At 42.1% G+C, this 13135-nt stretch carries 14 protein-coding genes and 1 tRNA gene; 3 read left to right on the top strand and 12 right to left on the bottom strand.

Features of this window, described 5'->3' with window-relative positions:
• Positions 1-25: 25 nt before the first annotated feature.
• A complete protein-coding gene (locus GPM24_RS09210; RefSeq protein WP_158826471.1) occupies positions 26-1009 on the top strand; it encodes an aldo/keto reductase in 984 nt (327 codons plus the stop codon).
• Between the two features lie 106 nt (positions 1010-1115).
• Here the strand turns inward: GPM24_RS09210 and GPM24_RS09205 are convergent, their stop codons facing one another.
• The 5 genes from GPM24_RS09205 to GPM24_RS09185 form a co-directional block, all read right to left on the bottom strand.
• Positions 1116-1643: an acyl-CoA thioesterase gene (locus GPM24_RS09205; RefSeq protein ID WP_158826470.1), complete on the bottom strand. Its 528-nt coding sequence runs from the start codon at positions 1641-1643 to the stop codon at positions 1116-1118.
• Positions 1644-1778: 135 nt separating this feature from the next.
• A complete protein-coding gene (locus tag GPM24_RS09200; protein WP_233268769.1) occupies positions 1779-3020 on the bottom strand; it encodes a type IX secretion system plug protein in 1242 nt (413 codons plus the stop codon).
• Positions 3021-3110: 90 nt separating this feature from the next.
• On the bottom strand, positions 3111-5030 hold the full coding sequence (locus GPM24_RS09195) for an ABC-F family ATP-binding cassette domain-containing protein (RefSeq protein ID WP_158826468.1): 1920 nt from the start codon (positions 5028-5030) through the stop codon (positions 3111-3113).
• Between the two features lie 86 nt (positions 5031-5116).
• The gene (locus GPM24_RS09190; protein WP_158826467.1) at positions 5117-5521 is read right to left on the bottom strand and encodes a hypothetical protein; all 405 of its coding nucleotides are present in this window, start codon (positions 5519-5521) and stop codon (positions 5117-5119) included.
• A gap of 9 nt (positions 5522-5530) precedes the next feature.
• Complete coding sequence (locus tag GPM24_RS09185) at positions 5531-6292, bottom strand: SGNH/GDSL hydrolase family protein (protein ID WP_158826466.1); 762 nt, start codon at positions 6290-6292, stop codon at positions 5531-5533.
• Positions 6293-6370: 78 nt separating this feature from the next.
• On the opposite strand from GPM24_RS09185, the gene GPM24_RS09180 reads away from it, so the two are divergent.
• Positions 6371-7414, top strand: a complete 1044-nt coding sequence (locus GPM24_RS09180; protein ID WP_158826465.1) for a quinone-dependent dihydroorotate dehydrogenase — start codon at positions 6371-6373, stop codon at positions 7412-7414.
• A gap of 87 nt (positions 7415-7501) precedes the next feature.
• On the opposite strand, the gene GPM24_RS09175 is transcribed toward GPM24_RS09180, so the two are convergent.
• From GPM24_RS09175 to GPM24_RS09165, 3 genes are all read right to left on the bottom strand, one after another.
• The gene (locus GPM24_RS09175) at positions 7502-7675 is read right to left on the bottom strand and encodes a spore protein (protein WP_158826464.1); all 174 of its coding nucleotides are present in this window, start codon (positions 7673-7675) and stop codon (positions 7502-7504) included.
• A gap of 31 nt (positions 7676-7706) precedes the next feature.
• Positions 7707-7777, bottom strand: a tRNA-Cys gene (locus tag GPM24_RS09170).
• Between the two features lie 47 nt (positions 7778-7824).
• Positions 7825-8574 (bottom strand): TrmH family RNA methyltransferase, encoded by a 750-nt coding sequence (locus tag GPM24_RS09165; RefSeq protein WP_158826463.1) that lies wholly within the window; start codon positions 8572-8574, stop codon positions 7825-7827.
• Here GPM24_RS09165 and tamL point away from each other — a divergent pair.
• The gene (gene tamL / locus GPM24_RS09160) at positions 8565-10922 is read left to right on the top strand and encodes a translocation and assembly module lipoprotein TamL (protein WP_158826462.1); all 2358 of its coding nucleotides are present in this window, start codon (positions 8565-8567) and stop codon (positions 10920-10922) included. The genes GPM24_RS09165 and tamL overlap by 10 nt on opposite strands.
• Positions 10923-10960: 38 nt before the next feature.
• Here the strand turns inward: tamL and GPM24_RS09155 are convergent, their stop codons facing one another.
• Genes GPM24_RS09155 through coaE form a run of 4 tightly spaced genes read right to left on the bottom strand, consistent with a single transcriptional unit; the run spans position 10961 to position 13135 of the window.
• Positions 10961-11407, bottom strand: a complete 447-nt coding sequence (locus tag GPM24_RS09155; RefSeq protein ID WP_158826461.1) for a MarR family winged helix-turn-helix transcriptional regulator — start codon at positions 11405-11407, stop codon at positions 10961-10963.
• Positions 11408-11439: 32 nt separating this feature from the next.
• Positions 11440-11601, bottom strand: a complete 162-nt coding sequence (locus GPM24_RS09150) for a DUF5522 domain-containing protein (protein ID WP_158826460.1) — start codon at positions 11599-11601, stop codon at positions 11440-11442.
• The gene (locus GPM24_RS09145; RefSeq protein WP_158826459.1) at positions 11601-12542 is read right to left on the bottom strand and encodes an MBL fold metallo-hydrolase; all 942 of its coding nucleotides are present in this window, start codon (positions 12540-12542) and stop codon (positions 11601-11603) included. Before GPM24_RS09145 ends, GPM24_RS09150 begins: the two co-directional genes overlap by 1 nt.
• The gene (gene coaE, locus GPM24_RS09140; RefSeq protein ID WP_158826458.1) at positions 12539-13135 is read right to left on the bottom strand and encodes a dephospho-CoA kinase; all 597 of its coding nucleotides are present in this window, start codon (positions 13133-13135) and stop codon (positions 12539-12541) included. Before coaE ends, GPM24_RS09145 begins: the two co-directional genes overlap by 4 nt.

Below are 13135 nucleotides of genomic sequence, written 5' to 3'. Positions count from 1 at the left end.
ACTTAAAATCAGACATCTACTCAGAATGAAATACAGAGCGTTTAAGGACGTATCCGTGGCCGAGGTGGGCTTGGGTACGTGGCAGTTGGGCAGTGCCGATTGGGGTAATGTAGACGAGGCTGAAGCCATAAAGATATTGCAAAGCTATGTTGGTGCCGGAGGTAATTTTATTGACACAGCCGACGTGTACGGCATGGGCGTAAGCGAAACGGTAATAGGCAAGTTTTTAAAAAGTACAGACAAGGAAATTTTTGTAGCAACCAAGTTGGGCAGGCGGGGTGACGGCGGCAATGGCTGGCCACAAAACTTTACCTATGATGCCATGAAGCGCCAGGTAGAAGATTCGTTGCAGCACTTGGGGGTATCGCAATTATTTTTGGAGCAGTTACACTGCATCCCAACGGATGAAATGCGTTCAGGAAAGGTATTTGACAACTTGCGCAAACTACAGCAAGAAGGGTTAATCCGTTATTTTGGTGCAAGCGTGGAAACATCAGAAGAGGCTTTAATGTGTTTGGAGCAGGATGGACTAGCATCACTGCAAATAATATTTAACTTGTTCCGCCAGCATGTGGCTGATGAAGTTTTTGCCAAAGCTAAAGAAGAAGGCGTAGCGCTGATTGTGCGTGTGCCACTGGCCAGCGGTTTGCTAAGCGGTAAATTTAAAGAAGATACTACTTTTGACGCAAATGATCATCGTAATTTCAATGCAAATGGTGATGCTTTCAATGCCGGTGAAACCTTTTCGGGTATTGAATTTAAAGAAGGCGTAAGGTTAGCTGCACAGATAAAAGCTATATTGCCTGATGAGCGCATGGCGCAATGGGCCATCCGCTGGATATTGGATCATCCCGAAGTTACGACTGTGATACCAGGCGCATCTAAAATTAGCCAGGTACATGGCAATGTAGACGCTTCCGATATGCAACCGCTTTCGCTGGAAATACACCAGCAACTGCGCAAGCTGTACGACGAGCAAATTCATAACAAGATAAGAGGGCACTTTTAGCATTGATATTCATTTAAACTAAAAAGGTCATTGTCTGATACTAGACAATGACCTTTTTAGTTTAAGCGTGCTTATCTAGATAAGCATTATATCTTTTTAGTACTGTTTATTCTTGCTTGGCAGCCATAAATAATGCTTTTAACTCAGTAGCATCATTTGGTTCCATACGGCCGCTTAATATTAAACGCAGCTGACGACGTCGAAGAGCACCAGCATATAAAGATTCCTCTTCGGGCGTACCAGGGATCAGTTCCGGTACCTGTACAGGCGTGCCATCACCATCCAAGGCCACAAATGTATAATAAGCCTCGTTGCTTTTAACCCGTGTGCCGGTAGGTATATTCTCGGCCCATACATCCAACCGTACTTCCATTGATTTATTGAATGCGCGGGTTACTTTAGCTTCAATGGTTACGGCATCGCCCAGTTTAATCGAATGCTGAAAAGATACGTTATCTACGGATGCGGTTACCACTAAGCGGTTACTGTGTTTCTGTGCCGACATGGCCGCTGCAATATCCATCCAGTATAACAGCCGTCCGCCCATCAGGTTATGCATCATGTTGGTATCATTCGGCATAACAAATTCATTCATGATAACCAGCGAGTCTTGAGGCTTTTTAGATGTAATCATTGGTAGTAAAATAAGGCGCAAATATAATCTTTTAGTGGCTAACACCTATGGCGGGCAATTCAACAATTTAAGCTATTAACAACCTCAAGGTTTGAATCGCCTTTAAATTAAATCTCCTTTCAGGTAAGTCCTTTATTATCGTTTTGCAGTAGTGAGCAATTTGTAGCCAATTAATCCCTCTCCACGAGCACCAGGCGCCCGGTAGTAAATCAGTACCTGATATTCGTTTTCAGTTTCAAAATAGCTACCCTCGGGAATAACAGGATCAGTATGATTAGTGCTGCGAGGAACCCAGGCATACTGGTAATCATATACACCTTGTTTAAGGAGCACGTTTATGCGGTAGCGGTTGTTGCTGCCATCGTACTGCATTTTGCTGGCGGCATCCATCCGGTAATCATTAAATTTACCTACCACATACATATCACCATCAGCCGGATTTTGATTAGCGGCTAAGTTAAAATATACCTGTGCATAGTCGGCGTCCGTACGAGCATCCCGGCCGTCCTGATTCCGAATGAAGAAATTGCCATCGCTATCGTATAAAAACAAGTAACCTTGTTGATTGCGGTTAGCATCCCCCAAAAGCAAAACAGTATTAGCGGTGTCTTTAAAAATTCTGGCCACCCGTTCGGAATTCAATTTTAAGGTACGTATATCAAAGTGCCTAAATTCATTGCCACCGGCAAAGTCATTACTCTGGTAATCGTTGAAAAGTAATTGGGTGCCGCGCACGTTGGTAGGGCGGGTGTTTAGTACAGCCGTTTCGGGCCGCCCGTTTTGCATAACGAGTATCTTTATGTCGCTATAGGGGTTAGATACATTTAACCCTGCATAATCAACCTGAAAGTTAATTTTTTGATTGGCTTGCCTTAATGATACAATGTTAGATGGTAGAATCTCGGCCGCAACAGATGCAGCTGTTCCAGCAATATAAATACGGCGTGTTAAAGCCAGCTTACGTTGGTCACCGTCTTCATAAACTTTTAGTAAATAATTACCGCTAAGTTTTGGCGCAATGTTTTGGTTGGGAATTTTTAATTCGTAATGCACATATTTTTGCACGGTACCGCTGGCATACCAGTAATCCAGCAGGCGGTCTTCCATATAGCTTTGCAAGTACTCGGCTGGCGACAGGTTTGAAGGATTCCATTGTGCATCACAATGTTGTATAGTGTAGTAATAGTTATGACTTTGGCCGCTCAGGTCGTCAAAATTTAACTGTATTTGCTCGGTAGAATGCAGGTTGATGATTGGGAACGAGCCTTCTTTACTAGTATTATAACACTCAACGCTTTTAATCTCGGGCCGGTAAGTATAGTTGTTGTAAACCAGCTGCTGTGCAAATGATTTCAACACAGCTAAGCAAATAATCATTAATATACTCAAGCACTTTTTCATACACCACAAAATAAAAACGTCATGCCGAATTTTCCTTCAACATGACGTTTTAAAGTCGTTTTATAATTAAGCTTCCAGTTCCATAATCTGTTCAGCCAGTGTTTCCCATTGTTGCTGTACTTGCTTTAGCTGGGTTTGCTTTTGCTGATAGCTGGTATTGGTTTCTTTTAATTTATTCGGATTACTGTAAATACTGTCATCGGCCAGTTTGCCTTCTAGTTGCTTTACTTCTTTTTCCAAATCGGCAATCTGCTGTTCCATGCGGGTTAAATCCTGATTCAGTTTTTTTAACTGCTTGGATTTATCCTCGGTTGGCTGTTGCTTCACCTCTGGCTTTTTTTCTTCCTTTTTAGGCTGCGGGGCAGGTGCTGCTGCTTTAGGCTGCAGTTTACGTTTAGACTGCCATTCCTCATACTCAGCGTAAGTGCCCGGGTATTCTTTAATATGCTTGTCTTCGATGTACCAAATTTTGTTGGCAATATTATCCAAAAAGTAACGGTCGTGCGATACGGCGATAACCGTACCCTCATACTGTTGAATGGCCTGGATCAATATATTTACCGATTGCATATCCAAGTGGTTGGTAGGCTCATCGAGTATTAAAAAGTTAGCATCGGCGGTAAGTGCTTTAGCCAGCGCTACGCGCGATTTTTCACCACCCGAAAGGACGCGGATTTTTTTAAATACATCATCACCGGTGAACAAGAATGAACCCAAAATTGAGCGTAACTCTGTATCAGTATGTTTGGGCGCAAATGCCTGTAGCTCCTGCAAAATCTCGTTTTCCAGATGCAAAGATTCCAACTGGTGCTGAGCAAAGAAGGTTTGTGTTACGTTGTACCCAGTGTCGCTTTTACCTGTAAATTCCTTATCAGCACCGGCAATAATGCGCAATAGGGTTGATTTACCTCGTCCGTTGGCACCAATCAGGGCAATTTTGTCGCCTTTTTCAATTACTGCGTCGGCGTGGCTTAATATCTCGAGATTTGGATAGCTCTTGCTCAGGTCTTCGATGGTGATTACATTCCTACCCGATTGCCTGCTGAATTTGAAACTGAAATTCACACTAGGATTATCATCATCCACATCATCAATGCGCTCCATTTTATCAAGCATTTTAATGCGCGATTGGGCCATTTTAGCTTTAGATGCTTTAGCCCGGAAACGTTCAATCAAACGCTCTTCCTGGCGGATTTTGGCTTGCTGGTTTTTAAACTCTCCGCGTTGAATCTCCTCACGAAGGGATTTTTCTTCCAGATAAAAAGTATAGTTACCAGCATAAACAGTCAGTTTACCTTTACGCGATTCAACGGTACGGTTAATTACTTTATCTAAAAACCATCTATCGTGCGATACAATAACAATGGCGCCTTCAAAATTTCGTAAATAATCTTCCAACCATTGAATAGACGGTAAGTCCAAGTGGTTGGTAGGCTCATCCAGTAGTAAAATATCCGGAGCTTGTAACAGAATTTTAGCCAGCATTACCCGCATGCGCCATCCACCCGAAAAGGTGTTTAGTTTACGTTCCTGATCAACATCGCTAAAACCCAGACCTGCTAATATTTCGTGGGCTTTATATTCGATATTGTAGCCATCCAGTGCTTCAAACTCGTGCTGTTTATCACTTAGCTTGTTTAATAAATCTTCACTATAATCAGTTTCCAGCTTCTTTAGCAAAGTTTCAATTTCTGTGTGCAGTTGGTTCTGGCGCTCAAAGGCTTCCATTGCCACATGCAAAATTGATTTATCAGAAGCGTAAGAAAGTAAATCCTGATTTAAATAACCAATGGTTAATTCTTTCGATTTAGATATAGTGCCCGATGTAGGTTTGTAGTCGCCTACAATTAGCTTCAGCAAGGTAGTTTTGCCGGTTCCGTTAGCGCCAATAAGGCCAATTTTTTCTCCGGGTTTAATATGCCAGTTGGCTTCGTCATACAGCGCACGTGCACCAATCTCGAACGTCAGGTTATTTATCGCAATCATTTAACTACAAATATACCAATTTGGGCCGAAAGGGTAAAGCCGCACGGTGTAAGTAAATTGTAATTAAATATGTGTTAAACGGCTGTTTATTTATGAACTTTAAGCGTCATTGGTGTATCCATTAATCTGAAATACACTTGGCCCTTGCCGTCTTTTTTAACATATATGTTTGCCAACGTACCTTCTGAGCCATTCGCTTCTTTCACTTTGATAATATTGGATGATGTATCAAAACGCCACACGCCCTCGGGTATTTGCTGATTAGTAACATTGCCTTTCATGAAAAAACGATGATCTGCCCTGATGTCAAACACAAGCTTCATCACTACGAGCTTCATTCTGGCAGCAGCAGCACCATTAGCAACAAGTGGCGTACCTGGATCTACATTAACGTCAGATATCTTCCAAACGCCAACCAGTTCTTTGGCTGATGGCGCTTGGAAAAAGTTTGTTGCCATAAAAAGTGATAACAACAGTGTAAAAGCTTTCATGTAAGTGCTTTAATCTTTTATTGCTTTTAGCCAGGCTTGTGCCATTAAAGCGGCACCTGCAATGCTCGGATGTACACCATCATTGGTCCAATAAACAGCCGGAGCAGTTTTTAAAGCTTCATCGAACAGTTTTTGATATGGCAAAAATACAGCATCGTATTGAGTGGCCAGCTCGCGGGATGTTTGGCGGTAAGCATCAAAAGCAGGATACCATTTTTCATCTACCGCTTTTACACCTTTAATTGCAAACGGCTCACCGATAATAAATTTTACATTAGGCAAGGCTTGTTTAGTGCGGTCAAGCAGTTTTTTGTAATCAGTGCGGTAAGTTTCAATGGTACCTTTATAGCCACCCGTAAGTGTATGCCAAAAATCATTTACCCCAATCATAATGCTTAACACATTTGGCTTAAAATTCAAACACTCATTGTCCCAACGTTCGGCCAGCTGGTATACTTTGTTTCCGCTAACACCACGGTTGTATATCTGTAAGTTTTTATCTGCATGATCCAGCAGCAACTTAGCGGCGGCCTGGTAAGCATAGCCAGAACCCAGCATGCCAAAAGTATTAGGCGCATTTTCATCTCTTTTGCGGCCCCAATCAGTTATCGAGTCGCCTTGAAATACAATGACATCATTTTCGTTCAATGCATATTTTTTCACGTTCTCGTTTTTGAAAGCGGCCGACACAATTTGAGGCAGGGCGATGGTGGCTGTTGTGGCGATGGCAGTATTGGTGATAAATTTTCGCCTGTTAAATAGGTTGCTCATGGGTATATAGTTGGAGCCCTAATGTATGGGCTTTATATCAATTCTGCAAATACGGTTGCAAAGCCCTAAATTTGCAGCATGTATCCCTTAATCAAGCCCATATTTTTTAAGTTCGATCCCGAAAAGGTTCATTACTTTGTAACCCGTAACTTGAAACGTTTTAACCGCTTTCCGGGCGGGACTGCTTTAAGCAGAAGCGTTTGGGATGTTGCCGATAAGCGACTGGAGCGCGAAGTGTTTGGCCTTAAATTTAAGAACCCGGTGGGCTTAGCCGCAGGGTTTGATAAAAATGGCGATGTAATTGCCGAAATGGCTAACTTAGGTTTTGGCTTTGTTGAACTAGGCACGGTAACACCTTTGCCACAGCCTGGTAACGATAAACCCCGTATGTTTCGTTTACCTGCCGATGCTGCCTTGATTAACCGTATGGGCTTCAATAATATGGGAGTGGATGTGCTGGCTTCGCGCATTGCCGCTTACCGTAAAAGCGATGCTGCCAAGCAACAAAACATTATTATCGGCGGCAACATTGGTAAAAATAAAAACACACCTAATGAGGATGCCGTAAGTGATTACATTAAGTGCTTTGACCGCTTGTTTGATGTGGTAGATTATTTTGTGGTTAACGTAAGCTCGCCCAATACACCCGGCTTGCGTGCTTTGCAGGAAAAAGAACCGCTGATGCAAATTTTGAACACCTTACAGCAACGTAATCAAAAAAGTGGTATCAGCAGACCTATCTTGCTTAAAATAGCACCTGATTTAACCAACGAGCAGTTGGATGATATTGTTGAAATTGTGCAGCAAACGGGTATTGCCGGGGTTATTGCTACCAATACAACTATCAGCCGGGAAGGATTACAATCATCACAAAAGGTAATACAAGAAACAGGAGGATTAAGCGGTAAGCCGTTAACCAGTCGTTCAACAGAGGTGATTCGTTATTTGTCTGAAAAATCTAAAAAATCATTTCCAATTATTGGGGTGGGAGGCATACACTCGCCCGAAGATGCAGATGAAAAATTGAAAGCAGGTGCTTCTTTAATACAGTTGTACACCGGTTTTATTTATGAAGGACCAGCGCTGGTAGGGCGTATTAATAAGTTTTTGTTAAGCCGTTAAATGTAATTTAACGGCTTATTTTGTTTGATAACAAAAAAGCCTGCCGGTATAACCGGCAGGCTTTTTTATGCTGAAATGAATCAGTAATTACTTTGAAGAAAGTTGTGCTAAAATTTCGTTGTTTTTAGCAATCTGGCTGTTTTTTGGCTCTTGTGAGCGGCTTCCTGGTTCCAGGTTAGTTGCCAGTTTCAAATGTTGTACTTCTAAACGAGAAACGGTTTTGTTTCTTCTGTCTTTTCTTTTTAAACGTGTTACGCCCATTGTAATTTATTCTTTACGGTTAACCCTTTTGAGGTCGAGAGCGGATTCGAACCGCTGTACGAGGTTTTGCAGACCTCTGCCTAGCCACTCGGCCACCCGACCGTTTTAACGGAGTGCAAAAATAATTATTATTTGTTGTCTCGCAATATTTATTTCAACCTTTTTCTATTAATTTCTGAACAAAACAATGCTGTAGCAATAGCTACGTTCAAAGACTCAGCTTGCCCAATGCGCGGAATCGTTATTTTTTTATCAATAAGCTGCTGTATTTCAGTCCGCAAACCATTGCCTTCATTGCCCATCACCACTAAACCTTCGGTGCCAAAATCGGTGGCATAAATATTTTCACCATCCAGCAAAGCACCATACAAAGGCAGGTTAAGTTGGGGGAGCAGCTGTGTTAAATCAGTATAATGAACACTTACTCTGGATAACGACCCCATGGTAGCCTGCACTACTTTAGGGTTATAAACATCTACCGTATCAATTGAGCAAATGATGTTTTGAATACCAAACCAATCGGCCGTGCGGATAATGGTGCCCATATTGCCGGGATCCTGCACGCCATCCAGCACCAATGTGAACTTTTGTCTTAACTGTTGCTGCTGTAACGCGGGCCATTCGGGTATATGTATAACGGCTAATACTTCTTGCGGCGTAGTTAAACTGCTTATTTTTTCAAGTTCTGTGGCTGTAATTTCCTGAAAATTGATTTTCTTTGATAGCTGATACAATTTAGAACCTGCTGCAGGCGTATGATAAACGGTTTGAATAACGTAAGAGGATGCCGTAAACTCGGCTACCGATTTAAAACCTTCTGCGACAAAGAGCCCATGCTCTCTGCGGAATTTTTTTTGTTGTAAGGATTTTAATAAACTGACCTGAGATTTTGAAAGCATATCCCGAGATTAAGCATTATAGCCTTGCAATATTAAGTATTCTTTTCCTTTTGGCGGTAAGCGGATGTAGTTTAACCCGTAGGCTTGATGATAATGAGGCCTTAGTGCGTGACGTGCAGGTACAGGGTGTTGACAAACAGTTTTCAGACCAGGCACTTACTTACGTAGATCGTTTGCAGCAACCCAATAACTGGTTTAACCTGCAATTGTATTACCTGCTTAGCCGAAACGGTAAAAAAAATATAGGCGAGCCACCTGCCATTCTGGATAGTAACCTGGTTGAATATTCGCGCGTACAAATAGAGCAGTTTTTACACAATAAAGGTTACTTGCAGGCCAAAGTAAACAGCCAGATAGAGGTAGCTAAAAAGAAAGCCAAACTTACTTTTGCTGCTACAGAAGGACCATTATTCAAAATACGCAGTTTTCAGGATAGTATAGGTGATCCGGCGGTTAGGGCACTATACCGTGTAAATCGTCGCCGCTTTTCGCACGTGCAGCCCGGCGGACGTTTTGATACCGACAGTTTAGCTTATGACCGTGACGAGTTTTATCAGGTGATGAAGCATAATGGTTACTATGACTTTTATCGACAGTATATTAATTACAATTATGATTCTACTTTCAATAATAGTGTAGTAGACATCAAATTGCTAATTGATAACCCGGATGGTAAAGATGCACATCCTACTTACCGAATTAACAATACGCTAATTACGATTGCCAATAGTAATGGCCGCACACCCGGCAAGGCAGACACGCTACGGGTCGATTCGCAGTTTACGTTTGTTGATTATTCGCATCGCTTTAAGCCCGATGCCATTACGCGATATACATTCCAGAAAAAAGGTGATTTGTATAATGTTGATCAGCAATCGCTTACTACGTCACGCCTTTCAGAATTAAATGTTTTTCGTAACGTTCCCAATCCTGATTATAAGAAGCTGCCCGACAGCGTGAACCGCCGTTTGGATAACCAGATTAATATCATACCGCTTAAACGAATGTCGGACAGGGTAGAGGCGGAGTTTCTTTTCAATAGCGGCAGATATGGCTACAACCTGGGTAATACCTTTACCAACCGTAACTTGTTTAAGCGAGCCGAGGTATTACAAATTAAAACTAATTGGAGTGTATTATTCGATAATGGTTCCAGTGGTGGAAGTAGTATACAAAACCAAGATTTTAGGATTGGTGCTAATTTGATTTATCCACGTATTATAGCTCCTTTTGATTTGCCTGTATTAGGCAAATATGGCGTTCCGCATACTACATTCTCGTCCAACTTTCAGTTGTTTTATCAAAAAGGATTGGTTGAGCGCCATAGCTTTATCAACTCCCTTACATATGATTGGGTAGAAACAGCGCGCAAGCAGCATGTGTTTACACCCATTAGTATCGAATTTTCCAGCGGTACTATCGATCCTGGAGTGCGGCAGCAACTTATTGACTCTAACCGGTATTCATATGTATATCTGATAGGCCGGACAATTTTTACCTCTGGTAGTCAATACACGTTTCAACTGAACGCCAACAAGCTGAACAGTTTAGAAAATTTCACCTATTTCAGAGGATTTTTAGACATTGGCGGTAATACATTGAATTTGGCTAGCCGGTTATTAGGTACGCCGCGAGATACAGCGGGTAACCGTACCATTTTTGGATACACGTTTGCTCAGTATGCCAAGGCTGACATAGACATTCGTTTTTATCGAAGTTTAGGAGGCGCCGAACGGCAGTTTATATTCCGTTTTAATCCCGGTATCGGCATTCCTTATGGTAATAGCAGGCAACTTATTTTTGAGAAAAACTACTACGCAGGCGGGGCTAATGATATGCGGGCTTGGTTGCCGCGCACACTGGGGCCTGGTCAATTTAACCGGGCAGCATTTTACCAGAACAACCCAACATTGTTAAATCGTTTCAAATACCTGGATCAGCTAGGTGAAATTAGGATCGTAGGTAATGCCGAATACAGGTTTAGGCTGGCCAGCAATTTTTATGGTGCTAAAATAAAAGGCGCATTCTTTACCGATTTTGGTAACGTTTGGCGATTGCATAAAAACGAAGATAACCCAGGGGGAGAGTTTAGGTTAAATAATGTATTGCAATCGGCAGCTATGGACGTGGGAATGGGCTTGCGGTTTGACTTATCGTATTTCGTGTTTAGGTTGGATGCCGGGTTTAAATTTAAAGATCCGCAATTTACAGGGGCAGAACAGTGGGTGCTGATTAAACATATCGATGAAATGTTTAACCCAGGTGCTTTCAAGCGTTCGTATGAAGAAACGCATGCCGAGCCTTACCGGTTCATGCAGCTAAACTTTGGCATCGGCTTGCCATTCTAAAACTTTCGAAATAAAACAAGAAGTTAAAGGTTGGCTTGTTAACCGCGTAATTTATCTAATAAGTCGCTTAACGTTCCGGCTTCTTCCTCGGTAAGATTATTTTTAATAAAATCAGAAGTGCGGAACGTTTTATCCATTTGCGAAAGCAGATTTAACCCTTTCTCGGTAATCAAAATATCGACAGCACGGCGGTCATGGCTGCAGGTGCCACGTGATACCAATTCCTTTTGCACCAGCCGGTCAACAATACGTGATGCGTCCGACATCTTATCCAGCATGCGTTCTTTCAACAAATTAATGGTGGCCGGTTTAGGGTGCTGCCCGCGCAGAATTCGTAAAACGTTAAATTGCTGACTAGTAAGGTTATATTTCTCAAATTCGCCCCGTGCTAAATTGGACACCCAACCGTAAGTGTAAGTAATATTCACAACAACTTTGTGGTAATTATCTTCAAAATTGCCTTGTATCTCCTTATCAATTTGCATACTGTACTATAATAACGAACAGGCAAATATGTTTATTTATTTTTAATTTGTTTAATGGTTTTGGCTTTGCCATAGTTCCAGGGACAATGTTTGCACTTGTTTTTACAGCAATAACCTCGTTTTAAATGATATTCGCGCGTAAATACGAACAGGCCATCCTGGTTTGTGTAGTAATCTGTACCCTCGGTAAGCATTAGTTTAATACCTTAACAGTGATGCGATTTTCAAAATGTTTCTGCAGATGACTACCGTCCCCATGCAAAGTCCAAATCTGTTGTGGTTTTACCTGTTCTACGGCATGTAAAATATCGTTCCAGTCTACGTGGTCAGAAATAAAAAGCGTGTCCTGTTGGTTAACTTGCAGGTTTTTCCAGCCAGATGCGAACAAGCGCTTCACGCCTGTAGCGCGCAGATAACTGTCAAACGTAAAGGGCGGCACTAAGTAAACGTACTCATCCTGATTTTTCATCAGCTTACGGTTGTAGGGCTGACAAGGTCCAAGCTTATACCCATACTTTTCATAAATGGCGTTTATTGGCGCAATGCGATGATGAACCAATAATTTTTTTTGCGGTGCATAATCGTTAATAAGCCTTATTAAACGCTGAGCTTTGCCTAAGCCATAAGCACCAAGTAAAATATTGATTTTTATATCGTTCAGCTTGCTAATTTCAATCGCAGGGTCGGGGTGCAAAACGGCAGGATTTGCAAAAGTGCTTTCTGTAATCAGCACATCGGCATTTACCCAGGCAATAGGCTCGCATGTGGCATCAGCCTGTAACTTATAATCGCCCGTATAAAGGTAATCTGTGCCCTCATAGCGCATTAACACCTGTGCTGAACCCAGCATATGTCCTGCGGGAATAAACGTGATCTCTACAGCGCCTATAGCAAAAGACTGATGCCAAGTGATTGTGTTAAAAGTGCCGCCTGCATTTTTGCCGTAGCGCAGCTTCATAAAATCAGCAGTAGGGGCGGTGCAGTATAATTGCCGGTTGCCAGCTATGGCATGATCGGCATGAGCATGTGAAATGACGGCTTGTTGTACCGGTTGCTGCGGATCTAAATAAAAGTTACCGTAGCGGCAATACAAACCGATGCCATCAAAAGCTAAAAAGTCGTTAAGGATGTTCATGAATTAGGTGCAGTTAAAAACTGCTGATGCAAGGCTAATACTTGCGGTATAACCAGTTGCGTATTATCGTTGGATATTATGTAATCAGCCAATTGTATTTTGTCCGTTTCTGCCATTTGTTTGGCATTGCGGCTTTCTGCTTCGGTTTGTGTAATGCTGTCGCGTTGCATAACCCTTTTTATGCGAACTTCGGTAGGTGCTGTCACTAAAACAGTATAATCACAATCGCGGTTCGAACCACTTTCAAACAACAAAGCAGCTTCTTTAAGCACGTAAGGTACATTTGTCTGTGCAGCGGCCCATTGGTCAAAAGCCCTGAAAACGGCCGGATGCACTAAGGCATTTAGCTTCTTCAATTCTAATTCATTGTTGAATACAATGCCGGCAATGTATCTACGGTTAAGGGTTCCGTCTGCAAAGTAAGCGTCTTGGCCAAAAGCTTGTGTGATGCCTTTAATAAGTTCAGCATCGTTTGTCATTACCTTTTTGGCCGCATCATCAGCATAAAAAACAGGTATGCCAAGCAGTTCAAATACTTTGCTAACGGTGGTTTTACCGCTCCCTATATTTCCGGTGATACCAATTTTAAGCAT

Source organism: Mucilaginibacter lacusdianchii, assembly GCF_009770985.1.
Lineage (GTDB): Bacteria > Bacteroidota > Bacteroidia > Sphingobacteriales > Sphingobacteriaceae > Mucilaginibacter > Mucilaginibacter lacusdianchii.
The sequence above is the reverse complement of the archived record's forward strand: the minus strand, read 5'-3'. Positions and strand labels throughout refer to the sequence as shown.